This is a genomic window from Herbaspirillum chlorophenolicum, from assembly GCF_001189955.1.
GTDB lineage: Bacteria > Pseudomonadota > Gammaproteobacteria > Burkholderiales > Burkholderiaceae_D > Herbaspirillum > Herbaspirillum chlorophenolicum.
Genome location: NZ_LFLT01000011.1, coordinates 111,397 through 137,430, shown reverse-complemented (window position 1 = coordinate 137,430; position 26,034 = coordinate 111,397). Strand labels below are relative to the sequence as shown.

General features: G+C 60.8%; 22 protein-coding genes. 17 read left to right on the top strand and 5 right to left on the bottom strand.

Annotation, left to right across the window (positions count from 1 at the left end; translation table 11 throughout):
- Together AKL28_RS09725 and AKL28_RS09720 are read left to right on the top strand one after the other, a co-directional pair.
- Nucleotides 1-922, top strand: a 922-nt coding sequence (locus AKL28_RS09725) for a chemotaxis protein CheW (protein WP_197091053.1), incomplete at its 5' end; no start/stop codon positions are given.
- 18 nt (nucleotides 923-940) lie between these two features.
- A complete protein-coding gene (locus AKL28_RS09720; protein WP_050467922.1) occupies nucleotides 941-1,447 on the top strand; it encodes a chemotaxis protein CheW in 507 nt (168 codons plus the stop codon).
- A 179-nt stretch (nucleotides 1,448-1,626) separates the two neighbouring features.
- Here the strand turns inward: AKL28_RS09720 and AKL28_RS09715 are convergent, their stop codons facing one another.
- The 5 genes from AKL28_RS09715 to AKL28_RS09695 form a co-directional block, all read right to left on the bottom strand.
- Nucleotides 1,627-2,874 carry a DUF2863 family protein gene (locus tag AKL28_RS09715; protein WP_050467921.1) on the bottom strand — a complete coding sequence of 416 codons (1,248 nt, stop codon included), beginning with the start codon at nucleotides 2,872-2,874 and terminating at the stop codon, nucleotides 1,627-1,629.
- A 196-nt stretch (nucleotides 2,875-3,070) separates the two neighbouring features.
- The gene (acnA, locus tag AKL28_RS09710; RefSeq protein WP_050467920.1) at nucleotides 3,071-5,764 is read right to left on the bottom strand and encodes an aconitate hydratase AcnA; all 2,694 of its coding nucleotides are present in this window, start codon (nucleotides 5,762-5,764) and stop codon (nucleotides 3,071-3,073) included.
- A gap of 130 nt (nucleotides 5,765-5,894) precedes the next feature.
- Complete coding sequence (locus tag AKL28_RS09705; RefSeq protein WP_050467919.1) at nucleotides 5,895-6,425, bottom strand: hypothetical protein; 531 nt, start codon at nucleotides 6,423-6,425, stop codon at nucleotides 5,895-5,897.
- 14 nt (nucleotides 6,426-6,439) lie between these two features.
- Nucleotides 6,440-7,441: an HpcH/HpaI aldolase/citrate lyase family protein gene (locus tag AKL28_RS09700; protein ID WP_050467918.1), complete on the bottom strand. Its 1,002-nt coding sequence runs from the start codon at nucleotides 7,439-7,441 to the stop codon at nucleotides 6,440-6,442.
- A gap of 79 nt (nucleotides 7,442-7,520) precedes the next feature.
- The gene (locus AKL28_RS09695; RefSeq protein ID WP_050467917.1) at nucleotides 7,521-8,510 is read right to left on the bottom strand and encodes a malate dehydrogenase; all 990 of its coding nucleotides are present in this window, start codon (nucleotides 8,508-8,510) and stop codon (nucleotides 7,521-7,523) included.
- 467 nt (nucleotides 8,511-8,977) lie between these two features.
- Between AKL28_RS09695 and AKL28_RS09690 the strand changes: the two genes are divergently transcribed.
- From AKL28_RS09690 to AKL28_RS09625, 15 genes are all read left to right on the top strand, one after another.
- The gene (locus tag AKL28_RS09690; protein ID WP_050467933.1) at nucleotides 8,978-9,763 is read left to right on the top strand and encodes a GntR family transcriptional regulator; all 786 of its coding nucleotides are present in this window, start codon (nucleotides 8,978-8,980) and stop codon (nucleotides 9,761-9,763) included.
- 149 nt (nucleotides 9,764-9,912) lie between these two features.
- Entirely contained in the window at nucleotides 9,913-10,323 is a 411-nt protein-coding gene (gene sdhC / locus AKL28_RS09685; protein WP_050467916.1) for a succinate dehydrogenase, cytochrome b556 subunit, read from the top strand.
- A 2-nt stretch (nucleotides 10,324-10,325) separates the two neighbouring features.
- A complete protein-coding gene (sdhD, locus tag AKL28_RS09680; protein ID WP_050467915.1) occupies nucleotides 10,326-10,688 on the top strand; it encodes a succinate dehydrogenase, hydrophobic membrane anchor protein in 363 nt (120 codons plus the stop codon).
- A gap of 3 nt (nucleotides 10,689-10,691) precedes the next feature.
- Nucleotides 10,692-12,470, top strand: a complete 1,779-nt coding sequence (sdhA, locus tag AKL28_RS09675) for a succinate dehydrogenase flavoprotein subunit (RefSeq protein WP_050467914.1) — start codon at nucleotides 10,692-10,694, stop codon at nucleotides 12,468-12,470.
- Between the two features lie 11 nt (nucleotides 12,471-12,481).
- Complete coding sequence (locus AKL28_RS09670; RefSeq protein ID WP_050467913.1) at nucleotides 12,482-13,192, top strand: succinate dehydrogenase iron-sulfur subunit; 711 nt, start codon at nucleotides 12,482-12,484, stop codon at nucleotides 13,190-13,192.
- 170 nt (nucleotides 13,193-13,362) lie between these two features.
- Nucleotides 13,363-13,632, top strand: coding sequence for an FAD assembly factor SdhE (locus tag AKL28_RS09665; RefSeq protein WP_050467912.1), 270 nt, complete (start codon nucleotides 13,363-13,365; stop codon nucleotides 13,630-13,632).
- Between the two features lie 148 nt (nucleotides 13,633-13,780).
- Entirely contained in the window at nucleotides 13,781-15,082 is a 1,302-nt protein-coding gene (gene gltA / locus AKL28_RS09660) for a citrate synthase (protein ID WP_050467911.1), read from the top strand.
- Between the two features lie 27 nt (nucleotides 15,083-15,109).
- Entirely contained in the window at nucleotides 15,110-15,328 is a 219-nt protein-coding gene (locus tag AKL28_RS24385) for a hypothetical protein (RefSeq protein WP_156226285.1), read from the top strand.
- Between the two features lie 135 nt (nucleotides 15,329-15,463).
- Nucleotides 15,464-18,328 carry a 2-oxoglutarate dehydrogenase E1 component gene (locus tag AKL28_RS09655; protein ID WP_050467910.1) on the top strand — a complete coding sequence of 955 codons (2,865 nt, stop codon included), beginning with the start codon at nucleotides 15,464-15,466 and terminating at the stop codon, nucleotides 18,326-18,328.
- 87 nt (nucleotides 18,329-18,415) lie between these two features.
- Entirely contained in the window at nucleotides 18,416-19,642 is a 1,227-nt protein-coding gene (gene odhB, locus AKL28_RS09650; RefSeq protein ID WP_050467909.1) for a 2-oxoglutarate dehydrogenase complex dihydrolipoyllysine-residue succinyltransferase, read from the top strand.
- A gap of 118 nt (nucleotides 19,643-19,760) precedes the next feature.
- A complete protein-coding gene (lpdA, locus tag AKL28_RS09645; protein ID WP_050467908.1) occupies nucleotides 19,761-21,188 on the top strand; it encodes a dihydrolipoyl dehydrogenase in 1,428 nt (475 codons plus the stop codon).
- A gap of 214 nt (nucleotides 21,189-21,402) precedes the next feature.
- Nucleotides 21,403-22,500, top strand: a complete 1,098-nt coding sequence (gene zapE, locus AKL28_RS09640) for a cell division protein ZapE (protein WP_050467907.1) — start codon at nucleotides 21,403-21,405, stop codon at nucleotides 22,498-22,500.
- Nucleotides 22,497-23,348, top strand: a complete 852-nt coding sequence (locus AKL28_RS09635; RefSeq protein ID WP_231602381.1) for a hypothetical protein — start codon at nucleotides 22,497-22,499, stop codon at nucleotides 23,346-23,348. Before zapE ends, AKL28_RS09635 begins: the two co-directional genes overlap by 4 nt.
- 174 nt (nucleotides 23,349-23,522) lie before the next feature.
- Entirely contained in the window at nucleotides 23,523-23,729 is a 207-nt protein-coding gene (locus AKL28_RS09630) for a YdcH family protein (protein ID WP_050467906.1), read from the top strand.
- A gap of 175 nt (nucleotides 23,730-23,904) precedes the next feature.
- Nucleotides 23,905-25,998: an ATP-dependent DNA helicase gene (locus AKL28_RS09625; RefSeq protein ID WP_082221431.1), complete on the top strand. Its 2,094-nt coding sequence runs from the start codon at nucleotides 23,905-23,907 to the stop codon at nucleotides 25,996-25,998.
- Nucleotides 25,999-26,034: the final 36 nt, after the last annotated feature.

Here is a 26,034-nt window from a genome sequence, read left to right as displayed (position 1 = left end):
CAAGCGGGTTGAGTTCGTTACGCATGGCGCCGCGACCGAGTTGGACAAGGGGCTGATCGAACGCATCGTCGACCCGTTGACCCACCTGGTGCGCAACAGTATTGACCACGGCATCGAGTTGCCCGACGCGCGCCGCGCGGCCGGCAAGAGCGACGCCGGCACGCTGTCCCTGTCGGCAGAACACCAGGGCGGCAACATCATTATCGAGGTCTCCGACGACGGTGGCGGCCTGAACCGCGACAAGATCCTGGCCAAGGCCAAGTCGCAGGGCATGCCGGTGTCGGATAACATCACCGATGCCGACGTCTGGCAACTGATCTTCGAACCGGGCTTCTCGACCGCCGAACAGGTGACCGATGTGTCCGGCCGCGGGGTCGGCATGGATGTGGTCAAACGCAACATCCTGGCCATGGGCGGTGCGGTGGATATCCGTTCCAGCAAGGGCTTCGGTACGACTATCTCGATCTCGCTGCCGTTGACGCTGGCGATCCTGGATGGCATGTCGATCCGCATCGGCGAAGAGGTTTACATCTTACCGTTGGGGTATGTAGTTGAATCTTTGCAGCCGGTAGCGCAAGATATCAAGGAAATCAGCGGACAAGGGAAAGTGCTGCGTGTTCGCGGCGAATACCTGCCGCTGATACCGCTTTATCAGATTTTCAACATCGCGCCTTCCTTCACCGACCCATCGCAAGGGCTGGTGGTGATCCTGGAGTCCGATGGCAAGAAGGCGGCGCTGTTTGTGGACGACTTGATCGGACAACAACAAATTGTCGTAAAGAATCTCGAATCGAATTATCGAAAGGTGGCGGGCATTTCCGGTGCTACCATTCTGGGTGACGGCGGCGTTGCCCTGATTGTCGATGTGGCAGCCTTGCTGCGATCCAGCCGCCAACTGAATGACGAATCTGTATTTTCCTGATTTTTAAAGGGCCTCAATATGTCTGACACTGCATCCAAAAATCTTTCCGGCTTCGGCGAAAAAACCGACAGCAACGGAAATGAGTTTCTTGCCTTTACCTTGGGCAAGGAAGAATACGGCATCGATATTCTGAAGGTTCAGGAGATTCGTGGTTACGAGGCGGTCACCCGCATTGCCAATTCTCCCGATTTCATTAAGGGCGTGGTCAACCTGCGCGGCATCATCGTGCCCATCGTTGACATGCGCATCAAGTTCCAGCTGGGCGAGCCGACTTACGATCAGTTCACCGTCGTGATCATCCTGAACATTTCCGGCCGTGTGGTCGGCATGGTGGTCGACAGCGTGTCTGACGTGATCACCCTGACCCAGGAACAGATCAAGCCGGCGCCGGAAATGGGCACCACCTTCGATTCGGATTACCTGATTGGCCTGGGTACGCTGGAACAGCGCATGCTGATTCTGGTCGACATCGACAAGCTGATGTCGAGCACCGAAATGGGGCTGATCGAAAAGCTGGCCGCTTAACGATCTCGGCTGCAGTTCTCCAGATTCGGAGGAGACGAAGGCCGGATGGCGCATCAGCCGTCATTCGGAAAAAGCGGGCGGTAAAGCCTGATATAGAGAAAAGAAAAGGCATCTGCCGTCATGCGGCAGATGCCTTTTTTATTGCCGATCGGGATTGGCGGTTTTTGCCGCCGTAGCGATCAGTGGAAATGCTCGGCCGGTGGCGGCGTATCTTCCGGCATTTCCGCATGCACCAGTTCTCCCTCGCGGTCCGGGAACAGCGGGGCGCCGCAGTCATCGCAAAATTCCATCGTGAAGCGTTCCGTGTGGTGCTTGATGTGCACGATGCCGCATTCGCGCAGCACGGTCAGGATCTCCTGCAGCGGGCTGGGGCCCAGCGGTTCCGGCAAGGCGACGCCGGCCGGCATCAGCAGCGTCATGTCTTCGCCGCTTTCCTGTTCATACAATGGCCATACGGTGCCGTAGACCACAGTCGGGTCGCCGCCGATGGCAAAGCCGATGCGGTATTCGTCGACCTGGCCGTTGATGTCTTCGGAAAAGCCGCCAATGCTGGCGTGCAGCTCGACCGAGGAAATATCCAGGGTCTGGGTCAGGAAGTAGTCGGCGGCACGGATCGACGCCGGGCGGATACGTTTGTCGGCCTCGCGGCAGCCGAAGTAATAGGCTTGCGGCAGCAACAGTTCGATGTTGCAACCGGGCAGCATGCGGGTAAGCAGGGGCGTGACTTGCTGCTTCCAGGCGTCGATGGCGGCGCTCTTTCCGGCAGAGAAATGGCTTTGCTGCTCGCTTTCCTGCCAGTGGAACAGGGCGGTGCCGGCCGGTACCGCGACGGCGGCGATCACGTAACGGGTGTCGGCCAGGAAGGCGGCGGAAGGCTGCTGCTCGCCGCGCAATTGCATTGGCACGTGCTTGAGGGCGGCCTGGCCGAGCTGTTGCGTGAGCGCAAAGACCTCGCTGTGATGGCGCGGCAACTGCTCGATTGCAAATAGCGCGGGCGCCAGCGCCAGTTTGGCATCGTCGGCCAGCACATGGGCGTGCAGGTGGGCGGCCAGCGCATTTTGCATATCGGTGGCGATGGCGCCGGAGGCGATGGAAAAACGCGTCCAGGCCAGCACCGGCAGTACCAGCAACTGAACGTCGTATTCCTGTCCTTCGAATTCAATGGTGGTCGATTCGCTACCGGCTTCGACGGCCTCGATCAGCACATCGTAGGCATCCAGGTCGGCCTTGAAGAGATGGTCCAGGGCGGAGTCGATCAGCGCCTGGTGGTCGGTACGCAAGAGCTTGTGCAGCAGGGCGTCCAGCGGTTTGAGCCAAGCCTTTTCCTCAAGCCGGCTGGAGGCTTGCGCGATGGCTTGCGCGAAGGTCACCAGATGCTGGCTGTCGGAAGAAAGCTTGGAGGAAGAACGTTTGGCGGGACGACGCATGGGTGTGTTTCTAGGGGGTAGGGGAAACTTTGTATTGTAGATGATTTGGGCGGGAATTCCGGCCTTGGCATCGCTGTACAGGCTTTGGCAAAGCCTCATGCGCGAGAGCAATAAAAAACGCCGGACAAGTCCGGCGTTTTTGTTTGGCCATGCCGCCCGTTTCCAGGCGGTATGGCCATTTGCAACGTCTGATTGCTTAAGCTGCCAGCAGTTGACGCAGCACGAACGGCAGGATGCCGCCATGCTTGTAGTAGTCCACTTCGATCGGGGTATCGATACGCAGCAGCAGTTTGACTTCCTTGGTTTCGCCATTCTTGCGGTGGATAACCAGGGTAGCTTCCTGTTGCGGCTTGATTTCGCCGTCCAGGCCCTTCAGGTCGAAGGTTTCCTCGCCGGTGATGCCCAGGGTCTGGACGCTGTCGTTGCCGATGAATTGCAGCGGCAGCACGCCCATGCCGACCAGGTTCGAGCGGTGGATACGTTCGAACGAACGGGTGATCACGGCCTTCACGCCCAGCAGCTGGGTGCCCTTGGCTGCCCAGTCGCGCGAGGAGCCGGTACCGTACTCTTCGCCGCCGAACACCATGGTCGGCACGCCATTGTTGACGTACTTCATGGCCGCATCATAGATCGCCATTTGTTCGCCGCTCGGCTGGTGAACCGTCACGCCGCCTTCAACGCCTGGCACCATCAGGTTCTTGATGCGCACGTTGGCGAAGGTGCCGCGCATCATGATTTCGTGGTTGCCGCGGCGTGAGCCGTAGGAGTTGAAGTCGGCCTTGAGCACGCCGTTGGCTTGCAGCCACTTGCCGGCCGGGCTGGAGTCCTTGATCGAACCGGCCGGAGAGATGTGGTCGGTAGTGATCGAGTCGCCGAACACACCCAGTGCGCGTGCGCCGGTGATGCCGGTCGCCGCTGCCTTGGGTTCTTCGGTGAAGGTTTCGAAGAACGGCGGTTCGGCGATGTAGGTCGACGACGGCCAGTTGTAGACTTCGCCCTTGGCGACGCCCTTGATGGCTTCCCACAGCTTGCCCGGCGCGCCCTTGACGTCGGCGTAGTTTTCCTTGAAGGTCTTCGCGTTCATCGCGAACTTCAACAGCTTTTCGATCTCATGCGAAGTCGGCCAGATGTCGCCCAGGAAGATTTCCTTGCCGCCACGGCCCTTGCCGACCGGTTGTGTCATCAGGTCGACGTTGACATTGCCGGCGATGGCGTAGGCCACTACCAGCGGAGGCGATGCCAGGAAGTTGGCGCGGATGTTCGGGTGGATACGCGCTTCGAAGTTACGGTTGCCCGACAGGACAGCTGCGGCCACCACGTCGTTCTTGACGATCGTTTCGTTCATGGCCGGCGTCAGGTCGCCCGCGTTGCCGATGCAAGTGGTGCAGCCGTAGGCGGTCACGCCGAAGCCCAGCTTTTCCAGGTAGGGCAGCAGGCCTGCCGCTTCCAGGTACTTGGTCACCACGCGCGATCCCGGCGCCAGCGAAGTCTTGATGTGCGGAGCGACCTTCAGGCCGGCTTCGACAGCCTTCTTGGCCAGCAGGCCCGCAGCCAGCAGCACGCTCGGGTTGGAGGTGTTGGTGCAGGAGGTGATCGCAGCGATCAGCACGTCGCCGTTGTGCAGATCCACGCCGTCGGCGTTCTTGTAGGTCGCACCCAGGTCTTCGGCCTTCTTGTTGAAGCCGTTTTCCGCCACCGGCTTGGTGAACAGGTCGGCGAAGGTGGTCTTGACGTTGCCGATTTCAATGCGGTCTTGCGGACGCTTCGGACCCGCCAGCGATGGTGCAACCGTGCCCAGGTCCAGCGAGACTTCCTGGGTGTAATCGATCTGGCCTGCCTTGGGCACGCCATACAGGCCCTGCGCCTTGAAATAGGCTTCGAAGGCGTCGATTTCGGCCTTGGTGCGGCCGGTGCCCTTGAAGTAGTCGATGGTGGCGTCGTCAACCGGGAAGAAGCCCATGGTGGCGCCGTATTCCGGCGCCATGTTGGCGATGGTGGCGCGGTCGGTCAGCGACAGCGATTCGGTGCCTTCGCCGAAGAATTCGACGAACTTGCCCACGACCTTGGTCTTGCGCAGCAGTTCGGTGATGGTCAGCACCAGATCGGTGGCGGTGACGCCTTCGCGCAGTGCGCCGGTCAGGTTCACGCCGACCACGTCCGGGGTCAGGAAGTAGACCGGCTGGCCCAGCATGCCGGCTTCCGCCTCGATGCCGCCCACGCCCCAGCCGACCACGCCGATGCCGTTGATCATGGTGGTGTGGCTGTCGGTGCCGACCAGAGTGTCAGGGTAGTACACGCCGGTCTTGTTGTGCACGCCGCGCGCCAGGTATTCCAGGTTGACCTGGTGGACGATGCCGAAGCCCGGAGGCACCACGCCGAAGGTGTCGAATGCCTGCATGCCCCACTTCATGAACTGGTAGCGCTCGTTGTTGCGCTGGAATTCCAGTTTCATGTTCAGATCCAGCGCCTTCTTCTCGCGGAAGTGGTCGATCTGCACCGAGTGGTCGACCACTAGGTCGACGGGCACCAGCGGCTCGATGTTCTTGGGGTTCTTGCCCAGCTTGCTGGCGACGTTGCGCATCGCGGCCAGGTCGGCCAAGAGGGGCACGCCGGTGAAGTCCTGCAGCACCACGCGGGCGACCACGAACGGGATTTCGTCGACGCGTGCGGCCTTGGCGCCCCAGTTGGCCAGTTCCTTGACGTGCTGTTCGGTGACCTTCTGGCCATCGACGTTACGCAGGACGGATTCCAGCACGATACGGATGGAAACCGGCAGGCGGGAGATCTTCACACCCAGCGATTTTTCCAGGGCTGGCAGGGAGTAGAACTTGCCTTTCTTGGAACCGGAAATCTTGAATTCCTTTAGGGTGTTCAATGTGTTGCGGGACATGGCCTCTTCTCCTTAGATGGCAATTAGTGATATTAGCTAGTCGAATCCGGTGTGCGCTGCAATGTTCAAACTGCTGGGTGCTGCCTGATTCTGTGTTACGGCAGGAATGGCTGATTCCTGATGCTTCCTGTTAATTCTTTGGTGCCGCGGCCACTGCCGGCGCGCTGGCCGCTGCGTCCGCCTGCTGCTGTTCGGCGTTTTTGCATTCGTTGGCCAGCTGTTGACCCTTCTTGGAATCGAGCAGCAAGCCCTTGGCCGGGATACCGATCCAGACCAGGCCAACCTTGCGGTTCTCGAAGCGGTTGGCGCCGGTGGTGGTGTCGACACGGGTCAGGCGGTGAATCCGTTTGTTCCAGCGGATGGCAATATGCTTGTCGTCGGCTGCGTTCTTCCAGATGGTCAGCTTGTTGCCCAGTTCGCAGTTGAAGTCTGCGGAAAGGGTGCCGCCCAGTTCGGGTTCGCTGTCGTCATCTTCGGCTTCGGACGAGAAAGGCATCTTGGCGGCAGGCGCTGCCGCGTCGGCGGCTTTCTTGGCCGGCGCTTTCTTGACGACGTGTTTCTTGGTAGTGGATGTCGATGCGGTTTGCGCCTGGGCAGCGGATAAGCCGGCGGCGGCGAACAGGGCGCCGAGCAGGGCGATTGCGGTCAGTTGTTTTTTCATGAACAGTGATTCGGTTACTGAGAGATTGATGGGGAATCGCCAGCGGCAAACCAGCCCACCGCTTGCGGCGGTAGCGCCACGCCGGCGGCGTGGGCGCGTTGCAGGATGCACCAGAAATAGCGATAGCTTGCCCGGTCGTGCAGATTTCCTTCGTGCTGGATCGGTCCCCATTGCACTGCCTGGGCCTTGAGCAAAATTTGTGCCGCTTGACCGGCTTCCTCAACGGAAGGCGACATGGCGTGCACGATCGGCCTGATCTGGTCCGGATGAATGCTCCACATCCGGGTATAGCCGAACTCTTGTGCCGCGCGTCGCGCATCGTCGGCGACGGCGGCGGGATTCTTGATGTCGGTCGTCACGTTGTGCGACGGCGCCTTGCCATGCGCATGGCTGGCGGCGGCGATCTCCAGCTTGGCGCGGCGTACCAGCGGGTGGTCGAATTGCCCGGGGGAGCGCATCGCGGTGCTCGGGATCGCACCATAATGTGCGGAGACGAAATCCATCACGCCAAAAGAGAGCGATTCGACTTGCGGCATCGCTGCGATCTTCCATACATCGGCCAGCGCACCGTGGGTCTCGATCAGCACGTGCAGCGGCAGCGCATGGCGCCCGGCCGCAAGGCAGGTGTTGTTGATGGTTTCCAGCGCATGCAGCACATCGTTGGCGCCTTCGACCTTCGGCAGCATCACGAAGGCCAGCTCGTGCGCTGCGGCCGAGCAAATGATGGAAACATCCTGCGCGAAGTGCGGGCTGCCGACGTCGTGCACGCGCGCGCCGATGCGGCGGTGGCGGTTGTCGGGGCCGTTGATCAGCGAGGCGACCAGTTGCGCATGTGCGGCTTCATTGCCGGCGCTGGCGCCATCCTCGCAGTCGAGCGTGATATCGAATACCGGACCGAGTTCCTGCTGCAGGGCGATCGATTTGCGCATCAGCTTTTCGGAGCCGGCGTAATGATCGCAAACCGGAAGCGAAACCGGTTGCTGCGCACCTGGGAACAAGACCTGGGAGGGATGCATTGCTGCTGAATGAATATTTGTCTGCTCAGTGGGAACTGCGCGGCGGCGGCAAGCCGCACGCCGCGCTCCAGTTGCTTAGTTAGCCAACCAGGTGCTTGACGCCTTCGCGCTCTTCCAGCAACTCTTTCAGAGTGATGTTGATGCGCTCTTGCGAGAACTCGTCGATTTCCAGGCCCTGGACGATCTTGTACTCGCCGTTCTCGGTGGTCACCGGGAAGCCGAACATGGTGCCTTCGGGGATGCCGTAGGAACCGTCGGACGGGATGCCCATGGTGGTCCACTTGCCGTTGGTGCCCAGCACCCAGTCACGTACGTGGTCGATCGCTGCGTTGGCTGCCGATGCTGCCGAGGACAGGCCGCGCGCTTCGATGATGGCGGCGCCGCGCTTGCCCACTGTCGGCAGGAAGGTGTCCTTGTTCCAGACCTGGTCGTTGATCAGGTCCTTGACGGACTTGCCATCGGCAGTGGCGAAACGGTAGTCGGCGTACATGGTCGGCGAGTGGTTGCCCCACACGCACAGCTTCTCGATGGCGGAGACCGGCTGGCCGATCTTGGCGGCCACTTGCGACAGCGCACGGTTGTGGTCCAGGCGCAGCATGGCAGTGAAGTTCTTGGCCGGCAGGTTCGGGGCCGACTTCATGGCGATGTAGGCGTTGGTGTTGGCCGGATTGCCGACCACCAGCACCTTGACGTCGCGCGAAGCAACGGCGTCCAGCGCCTTGCCCTGCACGGTGAAGATCTGGGCGTTGGCTTCCAGCAGGTCCTTGCGTTCCATGCCGGGGCCACGGGGACGGGCGCCGACCAGCAGGGCGACGTCGACATCCTTGAATGCGGTCAGCGGATCGCTGTGGGCGGTCACGCCAGCCAGCAGGGGGAAGGCGCAGTCGTCGATTTCCATGATGACGCCCTTGAGCGCCTTCTGCGCTTTTTCATCAGGGATTTCCAGCAATTGCAAGATGACCGGCTGGTCTTTGCCGAGCAGGTCGCCGTTGGCGATACGGAACAGCAGGGAATAACCGATTTGACCGGCGGCGCCGGTGACGGCAACACGCTTGGGGGCTTTAGCCATGTTGAATCTCCAAAGAGGTGATGAAAAAAAGCATTCCGGACTGCATCGAAGCGCACGTTGCGGTCGCGTCGCGTAAGGCGCGGCAGGGCCGTCTGCGGTTGCTTCTTGTTTGCGCAAAATGTTCTGCGCGAGTTCCTCGAATTCTTGTTAGACCGCCATGATACCGTCGAAAACGAAGGGAGTCAGTTGCTTTCGCGAGCACCGCCGCCGGCCGGTCGGAAAACCATCGCATTCATGTTCGGCTCGCATAAAAATGCGGAATTCCAAGGGTTTAAATGCAATCGATTCTCGTTATCGTTAACTGGCCGGAAGTTCGCGTCGCGTCTGCGTTGCGGCTTTTCAGGTTGCTCGCGAGTGTAGGCCCGCGAAAGGCGCATGTCAATCAATATCTTATGTCTTATATAAGACATATTATTGAATCATTTTTGCTGGACGCCGGGAGCGGTTTTGTGGTGAAATTCGGGGTTATGAGCTCGATTCTGCCCAATTCGAACAACGGTGACGCGCAAGGCGTGGGATCGGGTGTTGCCGGCCCGGCGCCGACCTTCAGTCCGCTGTACCAGCAGATCAAGGCGCTCATCATGCAGCGCCTGGAGGCTGGCGAGTGGAAGCCGGGCGAGCTTATTCCCAGCGAAGTCGAGCTGGGCGGCCGCTTCAAGGTCAGCCAGGGGACGGTGCGCAAGGCCATCGACGAGCTGGCGGCAGAAAACCTGGTGGTGCGGCGCCAGGGCAAAGGCACTTTCGTTGCCACCCACCATGAAACGCAAGCGCAATTCCGCTTCCTCCGCCTGATGGCGGACAGCGACGAGCCGCAGCGTCCGGAAAACAAGATTATCGAAGTCAAGCGCGTGCGCGCGTCCGCCGAGGTGGCGAGGCAGCTGGATGTGAAGTCCGGCGACTCGGTCATTTTTATCCGGCGGGTAAAGTACTTTAACGGCACTCCCATCATCCTTGAAGAGATCTGGCTCCCTGGCGTGATCTTCAAGGGGCTGACGGCCGAGCGCCTGGTGGAATACAAAGGGCCGTTGTATGGCCTGTTTGAGTCGGAATTCGGGACACGCATGATTCGCGCCGAGGAGCGCATTCGTGCCGTGGGGGCGGATCCGGAATCTGCGGAAATCCTGGGAGTTCCGCCCAACACGCCGTTGTTGAGTGTAGAGCGCGCTTCGTTTACCTACGGCGACAAGCCGGTGGAAATGCGGCGTGGCCTGTATTTGACGACAAATCATCATTATCAGAGTGAGCTGAGCTGACGTCTGGCAACGCGCGCCGTTTCGCGTCTTTGGCCGGAAGGAGGGGATCGCTCTCTTATTTGGCCATGCTGCGAAGCGGAATAATGTTGGTGACGATTTGTAAAATAGGCGAAAATTGCAAGATTGTTTTAATCTGAGGAGAACCTTGTATGTCTGAAGCCGCTAAACCACAACGGCCGCAATTTCGTAACATACACCTTACCCAAATTGCTGGTTACCGTATGCCGCTGGCTGCGCTGGTGTCGATCATGCACCGCATCAGCGGGCTGTTCCTGTTCCTGATGCTGCCGTTCATCCTGTATTTGCTGGATAACAGCCTGCTCTCCGAGGGGACGTTCGAGTATCTCAAAGGCTTCGCCTCCAACTGGTGTGTCAAGCTGGTCATCCTCGCCCTGTCCTGGGCTTATCTTCACCACTTCTGCGCCGGCATCCGCCACCTGATCATGGATAACCATATCGGCCTGGACAAGGACAGCGCACGCAAGTCGTCGGCCAGCGTTCTGGTCGTCAGCATCGCGCTGATGATCCTGGTTGCATTGAAACTGTTCGGAGCATTCTAAACATGGATAACAATATCGGACCCAAGCGCCTCGTCGTCGGCGCCCACTATGGCCTGCGCGACTGGCTCGCGCAGCGCGCCACCGCAGTCGTGATGGCTGTCTACACCGTGATCTTGCTGGTGTGCTTCTTTACCTCCGTGCATTTCAGCTATGAAGGCTGGGGCGCGCTGTTCTCGCACCAATGGTTCAAGATCGCGACCTTCGTCACGCTCATGGCGCTGTTCTTCCACGCCTGGATCGGCGTGCGCGATATCTGGATGGATTACGTCAAGCCGGTCGCCCTGCGTCTGGTCTTGCAAGTTGCCACGATCCTGTGGCTGATCGGTTGCGCCGGCTATGCCGCGCAGATTCTGTGGAGAATGTAAATCGTGGCTGCTATCAAATCCACAATCACTACCCGCCGCTTTGACGCGGTCATCGTGGGCGCCGGCGGTTCCGGCATGCGCGCCTCCCTGCAACTGGCGGAAGCCGGCCTGAACGTGGCCGTGCTGTCCAAGGTCTTCCCGACACGCTCGCACACCGTGGCTGCCCAAGGCGGCATCGGCGCTTCGCTGGGCAACATGTCGGAAGACAACTGGTACTGGCACATGTTCGACACCGTCAAGGGGTCGGACTACCTGGGCGACCAGGACGCCATCGAATTCATGTGCCGCGAAGCACCGAAGGCCGTGTACGAACTGGAACACTTCGGCATGCCGTTCGACCGCAATCCCGACGGCACCATTTACCAGCGTCCGTTCGGCGGCCACACCGCCAACTTCGGTGAAAAGCCGGTGCAACGCGCCTGTGCCGCTGCCGACCGTACCGGCCACGCGCTGCTGCACACGCTGTACCAGCGTAACGTGCGCGCCAAGACCCACTTCTTCGTCGAATGGATGGCGCTGGATATCATCCGCAATGAAGAGGGCGATGTCCTCGGCGTGGTCGCGCTGGAAATGGAAACCGGCGAAATCATGATGCTGCACGCCAAGACCACCCTGTTCGCCACCGGCGGCGCGGGCCGTATCTGGGCGGCATCGACCAACGCCTTCATCAATACCGGCGACGGCATGGGCATGGCGGCACGCGCCGGCCTGCCGCTGCAGGACATGGAATTCTGGCAATTCCACCCGACCGGCGTAGCTGGCGCGGGCGTGCTGATCACCGAAGGCGTGCGCGGAGAAGGCGGCATCCTGATCAACAGCAACGGCGAACGTTTCATGGAGCGCTATGCGCCGACCCTGAAGGATCTGGCGCCGCGCGACTTCGTCTCGCGTTCGATGGACCAGGAAATCAAGGAAGGCCGCGGTGTCGGTCCGCACAAGGATCACGTCTTGCTGGACCTGCGCCACATCGGCGCCGACACCATCAAGAAGCGCTTGCCGTCGATCCTGGAAATCGCGCACAAGTTCGCCAACGTCGACGCGACCAAGGAACCGATCCCTGTCGTGCCTACCATCCACTACCAGATGGGCGGTATTCCGACCAACGTGCATGGCCAGGTGGTCGTGCCCAAGGGTGGTTCGCAAAAGGAAGTGGTGCAGGGCATGTACGCCATCGGCGAATGCGCTTGCGTCTCGGTGCACGGTGCCAACCGCCTGGGCACCAACTCGCTGCTGGATCTGGTGGTGTTTGGCCGCGCGGCCGGCAACCACATCGTCGGCAGCAACCTGCAAGACCAGAGCCACAAGCCGATTCCGGCCGGCGCGCTGGACCGTTCGCTGGAACGTATCGCCCGCATGGAACACAGCACCGGTTCCGAGCGTGTGCAGGACGTCGCCAACGACATCCGCGCCACCATGCAGAAGTATTGCGGCGTGTTCCGTACCGATGCGCTGCTGCAGGAAGGCGTCAAGAAGATCATGGAGCTGGACGAGCGCCGCAAGCACGTCTCGTTCAAGGACAAGTCCAAGGTGTTCAACACCGCCCGCCAGGAAGCGCTGGAGCTGGACAACCTGATCGAAACCGCCAAGGCCACCATCACATCGGCCGCTGCCCGCAAGGAATCGCGCGGCGCGCACGCGCACAGCGACTACGAGCAGCGCGACGACGTGAACTGGCTCAAGCACACGCTGTGGTTCTCCGAGGGGAATCGTCTCGACTACAAGCCGGTCAACATGCAACCGCTGACCGTCGAGACATTTAAACCTAAAGCACGTACTTTCTAAGAGGTCGCAACATGACTCGCACTTTGAAATTCAAAATCTACCGTTACGATCCGGACAAGGACGAGAAGCCGTACATGCAGGATCTGACGGTCGAGCTCAAGCCGACCGACAAGATGCTGCTCGACGCTTTGCAGCGCATCAAGTCCGACGTGGATGACTCGCTGTCGCTGCGCCGCTCCTGCCGCGAAGGCGTGTGCGGTTCGGACGCGATGAACATCAACGGCAAGAACGGCCTGGCGTGCATCACCAACCTCAACGAGCTGACCGAACCCATCGTTCTGAAGCCGTTGCCGGGCCTGCCGGTCATCCGCGACCTGATCGTCGACATGACCAACTTCTTCAAGCAGTACGATTCGATCAAGCCTTACCTGATCAACGACAGCATCCCGCCCGAGAAGGAGCGCCTGCAGTCGCCCGAGCAGCGCGAAGAGCTGGACGGCGTGTACGAGTGCATCCTGTGCGCCTGCTGCTCGACATCGTGCCCGTCGTTCTGGTGGAATCCGGACAAGTTCGTCGGCCCGGCCGGCCTGCTGCAAGCCTACCGCTTCATCGCCGACAGTCGCGACGAAGCCACCGGCGCCCGTCTGGACAACCTGGAAGACCCGTACCGCCTGTTCCGCTGCCGTTCCATCATGAACTGCGTCGATGTCTGCCCGAAGGGACTGAACCCCAACGCGGCCATCGGCAAGATCAAGGAACTGATGGTTCGCCGCGCCGTTTAAGCGGCGAGGTTGCTGGAAAAAGCAAGCAGTACGAACCGCCTGCGGCACTGCCCAGCCAGGCCGTGGGCGGTTCGGAACGGGAAGCAGGGCACAGGGGCTTCCCGCTGCCGAACCCGGAACGCCGGGATTCGGTAGTATTAAAGATGAAAAGTATTGAAGTGAGCGAGTTCATGACTACCCGTCACCAGGATGATCCGGCCAAACGCGCGCGACTGCGCTGGCGAGCACGCCGAGGCTTGCTGGAGAACGATCTGATCCTTACGCGCTATCTCGATGCCAACGAGGCCGGGATGAGCGACGAAGAGGTCGATGCGTTTTCGCGGCTGATGGACCTGTCCGACAACGACCTGATGGACTTGCTGCTGGCTCGCAAGGAGCCTGAGGCGGCAGTTGACCTGCCGCACGTGCACACGTTGTTGCAAAAACTGCGTACGGCCTGATTTTGCGCCTGGCCACAAGCCAGACGGATTTTGCTCGAACGCGGCCTGCTTTTTTCAAGCCACCCAGCGCATCGGATTACGGATGTTGCCAGGCAACGCGGTCGCGGTTTTGATTAACGGTTTCACCATCCCAGCAAAAGGAAAAGCTATGTCTAACACCGATATCAAAGCTACCCTGTCATTCTCCGACGGGTCTCCATCCGTAGAATTTCCTGTCTACAAGGGCACCATCGGCCCGGACGTGATTGATATCCGCAAGCTGTACGCCGGCACCGGCAAGTTCACCTACGACCCGGGTTTCATGTCGACCGCAGCCTGCAACTCCTCGATCACCTACATCGACGGCGACAAGGGCGAACTGCTGTATCGCGGCTATCCGATCGAACAGCTGGCAGTGAATTGCGATTTCCTGGAAACCTGCTACCTGCTGCTGCACGGTGAGCTGCCCAACGCCACCCAGAAGACCGAATTCGTCAATACCGTGACCCAGCACACCATGGTCCACGAGCAGATGAACTTCTTCTTCCGCGGTTTCCGCCGCGACGCGCACCCGATGGCGGTGCTGACCGGTTCCGTGGGCGCGCTGTCGGCCTTCTACCATGACTCGCTGGACATCAGCAATCCGGTCCACCGCGACGTGTCGGCCATCCGCATGATCGCCAAGCTGCCGACCCTGGTGGCAATGGCATACAAGTACAACATCGGCCAGCCGTTCGTGTACCCGCGCAACGACCTGTCGTACAGCGCCAACTTCATGCGCATGATGTTCGCCAACCCGTGCGAAGAGTACAAGGTCAACGACGTGCTGGTGCGCGCGCTGGACCGCATCCTGATCCTGCACGCCGATCACGAGCAGAACGCATCGACTTCGACCGTGCGCCTGTCGGGCTCGTCGGGCGCCAACCCGTTCGCATGTATCGCCGCCGGCATCGCCTGCCTGTGGGGCCCCGCACACGGCGGCGCCAACGAAGCCGCACTGACCATGCTGGAAAGCATCGGCTCGGTCGACAAGATCCCTGAGTTCATCAAGCAAGTGAAGGACAAGAACTCCGGCGTCAAGCTGATGGGCTTCGGTCACCGCGTCTACAAGAACTACGATCCGCGCGCCAAGCTGATGCGCGAAACCTGCTACGAAGTCCTGAATGAACTGGGCCTGCACGACGACCCGCTGTTCAAGCTGGCCATGGAGCTGGAAAAGATCGCGCTGGAAGACGACTACTTCGTGTCGCGCAAGCTGTACCCGAACGTCGACTTCTACTCCGGTATCGTGCAGCGCGCGCTGGGTATCCCGACCTCGATGTTCACCTGCATCTTCGCCATGGCCCGTACCGTCGGCTGGATCGCGCAATGGAACGAAATGATCTCGGATCCGGAGCAAAAGATCGGCCGTCCGCGCCAGCTGTTCGTCGGTTCGCCGCGCCGCGATGTGGCGCCGATCGACAAGCGCTGAGCAGTCATCGGGCCGGCTGGCGGAGAGTTGATCCGCCAGCAACAACGAACGGTCGTGCGTCTGGTTTTTGCCTGCCCCGCAAACGGGGCAGGTGACGATGAAGCCTTGGCCGGTGCGGCTTTTCAGGCCGCTGTTGGCGGTTTGAAACGCCTTTCGGAAGCCGTAGCAAATAAAAAAGCGAATCCCAGCGGATTCGCTTTTTTATTGGAAAGAAGGATATATAATTCCGTAGCGCTGACTGGATGACACTGGCAATACAGAAGTTCAGGTAGACAACAAGGTCCTTCCCCACAACTTGATGCAATCCGCTAACCGGTCAGGCCGTGTCGCGGAAGGTGTAGAAACCCGCTAATCTCGCGAAACGCGAAGAAAGGTGAGCAAATGACAAAGCTCTACGAGCAATATAACCTCAACTCCTACCTCTTCGGTGGGAATGCTCCGTACCTGGAAGAGCTGTACGAAGCTTATCTCGACAATCCCGGATCCGTCCCCGACAACTGGCGCGCCTATTTCGACGCCGTCCAGCACGTTCCAGCCACTGATGGCTCGAGCCGTCCCGACGTTGCCCACGCACCCGTTATCGCTTCGTTCGCCGAGCGCGCCAAGCAAGGCCCGATCCGCACCGTCATCGCTTCCGCCGATTCCGACATGGGCCGCAAGCGCGTCGCTGCCACCCAGCTGATCGCCGGCTACCGTGACCTCGGTTCCCGCTTCGCCAACCTGGATCCGCTGCAACGCCAGGAACGCCCCAATATCCCTGAACTCGATCCGTCCTTCTACGGCTTCACCGATGCCGACATGGACATCGTGTTCAACATCAACAACACCTATTTCGGCCCGGAGACCGCATCGCTGCGCGACCTGCTGCAGATGCTGCGCGATACCTACACGCGCTCCATCGGCGCCGAGTTCACCTACATTTCGGACATGGCCGAAGTGCGCTGGCTGGAAGAGCGCCTGGAGCCGGCCCGTGCCGCCCCCAGCTTTTCGGCTGACAAGAAAAAGCACATCCTGGAGCGCCTGACCGCGGCCGAAGGCCTGGAACGCTACCTCCACACCAAGTACGTCGGCCAGAAGCGCTTCTCGCTGGAAGGCGGCGAAAGCTTCATCGCATCCCTGGATGAAACCATCCAGCGCGCCGGCGAAAACGGCGTGCAGGAAATCGTGATCGGCATGGCCCACCGCGGCCGCCTGAACGTGTTGGTCAACATCCTGGGCAAGACCCCGCAGGAACTGTTCTCCGAATTCGAAGGCCATCACGCCGACGACCTGCCGGCCGGCGACGTCAAGTACCACCAGGGCTTCTCGTCCGACGTCTCCACCCCAGGCGGCCCGGTCCACCTGTCGCTGGCGTTCAACCCGTCGCACCTGGAAATCGTCAACCCCGTGGTTGAAGGTTCGGTCAAGGCGCGTATGGATCGCCGCGGCGACAAGGACGGCTCGCAAGTGCTGCCGATCCTGGTCCACGGCGACGCCGCATTTGCCGGCCAGGGTGTCGTGATGGAAACACTGAACCTGGCGCAGACCCGCGGCTACGGTACCGGCGGTACCGTGCACATCGTGATCAACAACCAGATCGGCTTCACCACCTCCGACCCGCGCGACTCCCGTTCGACGCTGTACTGCTCGGACGTGGTCAAGATGATCGAGGCGCCGGTGCTGCACGTCAACGGCGACGATCCGGAAGCGGTCGTGTTCGCGACCCAGATCGCTGTCGACTACCGCATGAAGTTCAAGAAGGACATCGTCGTCGACATCATCTGCTTCCGCAAACTGGGCCACAACGAGCAGGACACCCCGGCGCTGACCCAGCCGCTGATGTACAAGAAGATCGCCCAGCATCCGGGCACCCGCAAGCTGTACGCCGACAAGCTGGCAGCCCAGGGCACCATCGCAGCCGACGGCGGCGAAGAGCTGGTCAAGGCCTTCCGTGCTGCAATGGATGCCGGCAAGCACACCATCGACCCGGTGCTGACCAACTTCAAGAGCAAGTATGCAGTCGACTGGCTGCCGTTCCTGAACCGCAAGTGGACCGACGCGGCCGAAACCGCCGTGCCGCTGGCTGAACTGAAGCGTCTGGGCGCCAAGATCACCACGATCCCTGAAGGCTTCAAGGCGCACTCGCTGGTCGAGAAGGTCATCAACGACCGTGCCACCATGGCCCGCGGCGAAATGAACCTGGACTGGGGCATGGGCGAACACCTGGCCTACGCGTCGCTGGTGTCGTCCGGCTATGCCATCCGTCTGACCGGCCAGGATGCCGGCCGCGGCACCTTCGTGCACCGCCACGCCGTGCTGCACGACCAGAACCGTGAGCGTTGGGATGCCGGCACCTATGTGCCGCTGCAAAACGTCGCCGAGAACCAGTCGACCTTCACCGTCATCGACTCCGTGCTGTCGGAAGAAGCGGTGCTGGGCTTCGAATATGGCTACTCGACGGCCGAGCCGAACACCCTGACCATCTGGGAAGCGCAGTTCGGCGACTTCGCCAACGGCGCCCAGGTCGTGATGGACCAGTTCATCAGCTCCGGCGAAGTGAAGTGGGGCCGCGCCTCGGGTCTGGTGCAAATGCTGCCGCACGGCTACGAAGGCCAGGGCCCCGAGCACTCCTCGGCGCGCCTGGAACGTTACCTGCAGCTGTGCGCGGACAACAACATGCAAGTGGTGCAGCCCACCACTGCCGCGCAGATCTTCCACCTGCTGCGTCGCCAGATGATCCGCCTGTTCCGCAAGCCGCTGATCATCATGACGCCGAAGTCGCTGCTGCGTAACAAGGATGCGGGTTCGCCCCTGTCCGACCTGTCCAAGGGTTCGTTCCAGACCGTGATTCCGGAAGTCGACGAGTCCATCGACGCCAAGAAGGTCAAGCGTATCGTCGCCTGCTCGGGCAAGGTGTACTACGACCTGGTCAACGCTCGCAAGGAACGCGGCCAGACTGATACCGCCATCATCCGCGTCGAGCAGTTGTATCCGTTCCCGCACAAGGCGTTCGCAGCTGCCCTCAAGCAGTTCCCGAACTTCAACGAACTGGTGTGGACGCAGGATGAGCCGCAGAACCAGGGCGCATGGCTGCAAATCCAGCACAACATCTTCGAGAACCTGTCCGAAGGTCAAAAGCTGGCTTATGCAGGCCGTCCGGCCAGCGCATCGCCTGCCGTGGGTTACTACGACAAGCACTATGCGCAGCAGAAGGCGTTGATCGAGACTGCATTCTCGAAGCTCAAGGGCTTTGTCCTGACCAAATAATCATTGTTGCAAACCAGGCGCGCAATCACTGCAAGGGGTAGCGCGTCTGTGTTTCATTGAAACGAATTACCCGAATCGGAGAATTAAATGGCTCAAATCGAAGTAAAAGTCCCGCAATTATCAGAATCCGTTGCTGAAGCGACCCTGCTGCAGTGGCACAAGAAAGTGGGCGAACAAGTAGCACGCGACGAAAACCTGATCGACATCGAGACCGACAAGGTCGTGCTGGAACTGCCTGCGCCGGGCGCTGGTGTCATCACCCAGATCATCAAGGCTGACGGCGCCACCGTCGTCGCCGGCGAAGTCATCGCCATCCTCGATACAGAAGCATCGGCGCAAACAGCGCCTGCTGCCGCCCCGGCACCGCAAGCCGCAGCGCCTGCCGCCGCCGCTCCTGAGCAAGCCAACAAGGGCAACGTCGCCATGCCGGCCGCAGCCAAGCTGCTGGCCGACAACAACCTGTCGACCGCGCAAGTCACCGGTACCGGCAAGGATGGCCGCGTGACCAAGGGCGACGTGCTGGGCGCACTCTCCGCACCGTCGGCCGCGCCTGCCGCTGCCGCCAAGCCGGCACTGGCGCCGGTGGCCGCACCGAGCAAGGCTGGCCTGGAAAGCCGTCCGGAACAGCGCGTTCCGATGAGCCGCCTGCGCGCACGCGTGGCAGAGCGCCTGCTGCAATCGCAAGCGACCAACGCCATCCTGACCACCTTCAACGAAATCAACATGCAGCCGGTCATCGACCTGCGCAACAAGTACAAGGACAAGTTCGAGAAGGAACACGGCGTCAAGCTGGGCTTCATGTCCTTCTTCGTCAAAGCGGTTGTGCACGCGCTGAAGAAGTACCCGATCGTCAACGCTTCGGTTGACGGCAACGACATCGTCTACCACGGCTACTTCGACATCGGCGTGGCCGTCGGTTCGCCGCGCGGCCTGGTGGTTCCGGTTCTGCGCGATGCAGACCAGATGTCCATCGCCGACATCGAGAAGAAGATCGGTGAATTCGGCCAGAAGGCCAAGGACGGCAAGCTGTCGATCGAAGAACTGTCGGGCGGCACCTTCACCGTGTCCAACGGCGGCACCTTCGGTTCCATGCTGTCGACCCCGATCATCAACCCGCCGCAATCGGCGATCCTGGGCATCCACGCTACCAAGGACCGCGCTGTTGTCGAAAACGGCCAGGTCGTGGTGCGTCCGATGAACTACTTCGCGCTGTCCTATGACCACCGCATCATCGACGGCCGCGAAGCCGTCCTGTCGCTGGTGGCGATCAAGGAAGCGCTGGAAGATCCGGCCCGCCTGCTGTTGGATCTGTAATCGGAAATAGGTAAGGAAAGGGGCGCGAACAGCAGGAATACCGGATCGGTTTCTCGCTGTTCGCGCCTTTCTCATTGCAGCCTTTGCGGCGCGCAATCAAACGAATCAGGAAAAACACATGAGCAAGAATTTCGACGTAGTCGTCATCGGCGGCGGCCCCGGCGGTTACATCGCCGCCATCCGCGCAGCGCAACTGGGCTTCAACACCGCGTGTATCGACGAGTGGAAGAACGAAAAGGGCGGCCCCGCTCCGGGCGGCACCTGCACCAACGTCGGTTGCATCCCGTCCAAGGCGCTGCTGCAATCGTCCGAGCACTATGAGCATGCCAGCCACGGTTTCGCCGAGCATGGCATCGAAGTCAAGGGGCTGGGCCTGAACCTGGACAAGATGCTGGGCCGCAAGAACACCGTGGTCAAGCAGAACAACGACGGCATCCTGTACCTGTTCAAGAAGAACAAGGTCACCTTCTTCCACGGCCGCGGCTCTTTCGTCAAGGGCGATGCCAACGGCTACGACATCAAGGTGGCGGGCGCGGCTGAAGAAACCATTACTGCCAAGCACGTGATCGTCGCTACCGGTTCCAACGCCCGCGCACTGCCGGGCGTGCCGTTCGACGAGCAACTGATCCTGTCCAATACCGGCGCGCTGGCTATCACTGAAGTGCCGAAGAAGCTGGGCGTGATCGGCGCCGGCGTGATCGGCCTGGAAATGGGTTCGGTATGGCGTCGCCTGGGCGCGGAAGTGACCGTGCTGGAAGCGCTGCCGGCATTCCTGGGCGCAGTGGATGAGCAGATCGCCAAGGAAGCGCAGAAGCTGCTGGCCAAGCAGGGCTTGAATGTGAGCCTGGGTGTGAAGATCGGTGAGATCAAGGCCGGCAAGAAGGGCGTCACCGTCGAGTACACCGACAGCAAGGGCGATGCGCAAAAGGGCGAATTCGACAAGCTGATCGTCTCCATCGGCCGCACCCCGAACACCATCGGCCTGAACGCCGAAGGCATTGGCTTGAAGCTGGATGAGCGCGGCTTCATTGCCGTCGACGGCGACTGCAAGACCAACCTGCCTAACGTGTGGGCAGTGGGCGACGTCGTGCGCGGCCCGATGCTGGCGCACAAGGCGGAAGAAGAAGGCGTCGCGGTTGCCGAGCGTATCGCCGGCCAGCACGGCCATGTCAACTTCAACACCATTCCCTGGGTCATCTACACCTCGCCGGAAATCGCCTGGGTCGGCAAGACCGAGCAGCAACTGAAGGCCGAAGGCGTGCAATACAAGGCCGGTACGTTCCCGTTCCTGGCCAACGGCCGCGCACGTGCGCTGGGCGATACCTCGGGCATGGTCAAGTTCCTGGCCGATGCCAAGACCGATGAAATCCTGGGCGTGCACATCGTCGGCCCGATGGCTTCCGAGCTGATTGCGGAAGCCGTGGTTGCCATGGAATTCCGTGCCTCCGCAGAAGACATCGCCCGCATCTGCCATGCTCACCCGTCGTTGTCCGAAGCGACCAAGGAAGCGGCGCTGGCGGTCGACAAGCGTGCGTTGAACTTCTGATGAGCGGATTAATGCGACAATACGCGTCGCCCATGCTTGTCATGCAAGCCGCGTATTGAGCATTGACGATGCATCGTGATGGGCGAGCTTGGCTCGCCCATTTTGCTTTACAGAATTTGAAAAATGGCGTCCGGCACAGGGCCGGCGCAGATAGTCGAGGTGATGCGCCGAGAGGCTGCGTTGCCGGAACTTACGGGGAATAAAGAACCGCACCATGGATGTCCGCCAATTTTACGAGCACTCGCTGGGCGAGCGCGGCTATCAATCCGACGAGGCGCAATTGCGTGCGATCGACCGGTTGCAGCGCGCCTACGAGGAGTGGGTCGAATACAAAGCACAGCGCGCCAGTACCTTCAAGCGGTTGATCAGCCGCCCTAGCGTGCCGCGTGGCGTCTATATGTGGGGTGGGGTGGGGCGCGGCAAGTCGTTCCTGATGGATAGTTTCTATTCGGTGGTGCCGGTGGTGCGCAAGACGCGCGTCCACTTCCACGAATTCATGCGCGACGTGCATCGCCAGCTGGATGAGCTCAAAGGCATCGCCAATCCGCTGGACGAGGTGGCCAAGCGCATCGCCAGGAAATACCGGCTGATCTGCTTCGACGAATTCCACGTCTCCGATATCGCTGATGCGATGATTCTCTACAACCTGCTGAAGGGCCTGTTCGACCTGGGCGTGTCTTTTGTCATGACCTCGAACTACGAGCCGAGCACGCTGTATCCGGATGGCTTGCACCGCGACCGCATGTTGCCGACGATCGCGCTGCTGAAGGAAAAGCTGGATGTGATGAATATCGACGCCGGCATCGATTACCGCAAGCGCGTGATGGAGCAGGTCAAGATCTATCACACGCCGCTCAACGCGCAGACCAATGAGGAACTGCGCGCAGCTTTCGCCGCCGTGGCCGAGACCGCCGACGAAGACCCGCGCGTGCATATCGAGGCGCGCGAAATCCGTGCGCTGCGCCGCGCCGGCAGCGCCATCTGGTTCGACTTTGCGACCTTGTGCGGCGGCCCGCGCTCGCAGAACGACTACCTGGAACTGGCCGGCCAGTTCCAGACGGTATTCTTGTCGGACATTCCGCGCATGTCGGCGGCAATGTCGTCCGAGGCGCGCCGCTTCACCTGGCTGATCGACGTGTTCTACGACCACAAGGTCAAGCTGATCATGTCGGCCGCAGTGGAGCCGGATGAACTTTACACCGTCGGCACCCTGTCCAACGAGTTCCACCGTACCGTTTCACGTATCATTGAGATGCAGTCGAAGGAATATTTGGAGGCGGATCGCCGCATTTTGGCCGACCGGTTGTCATGATCAACACCAAGATGGACAAGAATTACATGCAAGGTTTCTTCGCTGATGCCAATGGCGCTTCCCGTTTTCTTTGCGGCCTGGCGCTGATGCTGGCTGCGGGATGGAGTTCGGCCCAGACTGCGGCGCCCACAGAGCACCCGGCGCCTGCTGCGGGCCAGGTATCCATGTCCAAGTCGACATTTGAAGCGTTGGAGGCGCGCGCGCCGATTGACCAGCGCTATCCGGCCGGTTCGATCAAATCCGGCGAAGCCGCGCAAAAGGCGCTGGACGAGGCTGCACAGGACCGGGATGCGGTTGGCGTGCGCTATATCATCGATCAGCGTGCCTGCTATAAGAAATTCCTGGTGGCGTCCTGCCTGGAAGAGGCCAAGGAGCGCAAGCGGGTAGCTGAAAGCAATATCAAGAAGGTAGAGATCGAGGCCAACACCTACCAGCGGCAGGCGAATGTGGACGAGCGCGACCAGGCGCTGGCCGAGCAGCACAAGAAGGACCAGGAAGACGCCGCGCGCCGCCTGCAGGAACAGAAGCAGAAAGAAGCGGATTCTGCGCGCAAGGTGCAGGATAGCGACGCCAAGCGCCAGCAAGTGCAACAGCGCATTGACCAGAACCAGGGCCAGTCGCCGGACTACCGTATTCAGGAGCATGAGGCCAAGATGCGGCAGCAACAGGATGAAGAAGCCGCCCGCGCGCCTGAACGCGCCGCCAATGCGGCCGCCCGCGAGCAGCGCATCAAGGATGCGGAGGCCCACCGTCTGGATGTGCAGCGCAAGAAGGCCGAGAATGAGCGCGAACGTGCTGAGCGCAAAAAGCGCGAGGCGCAATCCGATACGCCACCGGCTGCCAAGTAATGACCGGGCTGCTCACTGTTGAGCGCCAGTCACCACCTGCCAGGGGCGATTGTTGGCGCGGCAGGGCTGGATTACACTAGCAGTCATTTCCCCGGAAGTCAGCTTGAGCCGCGCGTTGTAACGTGTTGGCCGCAGCTTCCGGCCTGAAGCCAGATACGCATTCAGCCATCCACTATGACCAGCACGCATCGCGAAGACATCCAGCGCCGTATCATCGAACTCGAAGTCGAACACCGTGACCTCGACAGTGTGATCGACTTGCTCATGCGCGATCCGCGTTCGGAAGATCTCCAGTTGCGCCGCCTGAAGAAGCGCAAGCTGCAGCTGAAAGACCATATTTCCCTGCTGAAGATGCAGCTGGTTCCCGATATTCCGGCGTAATCCCGTTGTTTTCAGCGGGGCCTCCGGCTCCAATATATTTCCAGCCGGCCATCAGGCTCGCTTGCCGATACGGCTTGCTGTGCCGACTCCGCGTAGAATAGCGGTTCGCCTTGTTTGGCATCCATAGGCCGGTCAATCCGCCATTCCGTTTTCTTATCCCTACAGGTTTGCTGCAGTGAGTGCTCCAGAAGATACCGACGTATCGGAAACACCAGGTATCCATGATGCCGAGATCGAAGAGCTGTTCGGCGCCGGAGGGGCGTTGGGCGGCGCCGTCGGCAGCTACCGGCCGCGCCATTCGCAAACGGAAATGGCCAAGGCGATCGCTTCGGCCATTGTCAACCGGGGGACCTTGATTGCAGAGGCCGGCACCGGCACCGGCAAGACATTCGCCTACCTGGTTCCGGCATTGCTGTGGGGCGGCAAGGTGATCGTATCCACCGGCACCAAGACGCTGCAGGACCAGCTTTACACGCGCGACATCCCGACCGTGCGCAAAGCCTTGCAGGCGCCGGTTTCGGTCGCGCTCCTGAAGGGGCGTTCCAATTACGTCTGCCATTTTCACCTTGAACGCACGCTGCAAAACGGCCGCCTGACCTCGCGCGAGGACGTCGGCTATCTGCGCGAAATCTCGCGCTTCATGAAAACCACGTCTTCAGGCGACAAGGCCGAACTGACCAAGGTGCCCGAAACGGCATCGGTCTGGAATCTGGTCACCTCCACCCGCGATACCTGCTTCGGCTCCGAATGCCAGTACTACCAGGATTGTTTCGTGATGAAGGCGCGCAAGGAAGCCCAGCAGGCCGATGTAGTGGTGGTCAACCACCATTTGTTCTTTGCCGACGTCGCCTTGAAGGACACCGGCATTGCCGAGTTGCTGCCGGCTGCCAATACGGTGATTTTCGACGAGGCGCACCAGTTGCCTGAAACGGCGACGCTGTTTTTCGGTGAAACCGTGTCGACTTCGCAGGTGCTGGAACTGTGCCGCGATGTGCTGGCGGAAGGTTTGTCGCATGCGCGGGACGGCGCCGACTGGGCGCGCCTGGTGGCGCCGGTGGAGCGTGCCGCGCGCGACTTGCGGTTGGCTTTCCCGGAAGATTCGGTACGCCTGGCACTGAATCAGATCGCCGCATCCAGCGCGTTTTTCCCCGCGCTGGATACGCTCAAGAGCTGCATGGATGACATGATCGCCGTGCTGGAAAAGCAGGCCGAACGCGCCGAAACCATCCAGCAATGCCGCGACCGCGCCAACGACATCCTGCGCCAGCTGGAAAGCTGGAACGCCTTGCCGGAAGCGGCGCCGGACAAGCCTGCGGCAGACAAGCAAGGCGAGGGGGCGGAGACGCCCGAGGAGAAGCCGTTCTATGTGCTGTGGGTGGAGGCGTATTCGTCCTCGCTGCAATTGCATCGCACGCCGCTGTCGATCGCTCCCATCTTCAACAAGCAGCGCGAAAGCACGCCACGCTCATGGATTTTCACCTCGGCCACGCTGGCGGTGAAGCGCGACTTCAACCACTATGCTGCCCAGATGGGCTTGTGGAATGAGCCGGCCCAGTCCTGGCCCAGCCCATTCAACTACGAGCAGCAGGGCATTTTGTATGTGCCGCAGAACTTGCCGCAGCCCAATTCTTTCGAGTACACCGACGCCGTCATCGACGCCGCTTTGCCCGTCATCGAGGCAGCCGGTGGCCGCTGTTTCTTCCTGTGCACCACGTTGCGCGCGGTCAACCGCGCCGCCGAGCGCTTGCGGGCCGAGTTCGAGGAACGCAAGCTGCCTTATCCGCTGTTCGTGCAGGGCGAGGCCGGGCGTACCGAATTGCTGGATCGTTTCCGGGCAGCCGGTAATGGCGTATTGATTGGCAGCCAGAGTTTCTGGGAAGGGGTGGACGTGCGCGGGGATGCGCTGTCGCTGGTGATCATCGACAAGCTGCCGTTTTCGCCGCCGGACGACCCGGTGCTGGCTGCCCGCATCAGCGAAATGGAAAAGCAGGGGCTGAACGGTTTCGTGCACCACCAGTTGCCGGCGGCCATCATCAACCTCAAGCAGGGTGCAGGGCGCTTGATCCGCGATGAAGGCGACCGCGGCGTGCTGATGATCTGCGATCCCCGCATCATTACCAAAAACTACGGCCGCCGCATCTGGCAGAGTTTGCCACCGTTCAAGCGCACCCGTGACGCCGCTGTGGTGCAGGAATTCTTCCGCCAGCAGGCCGCTTCGCGCGCTGGGGAGGACGTCGTTGCGTCACAGCCCGAGCCCGATCTGGCTTGAGCCTATCGGCACGATTTTGTCTGCCGTATCGCAGAT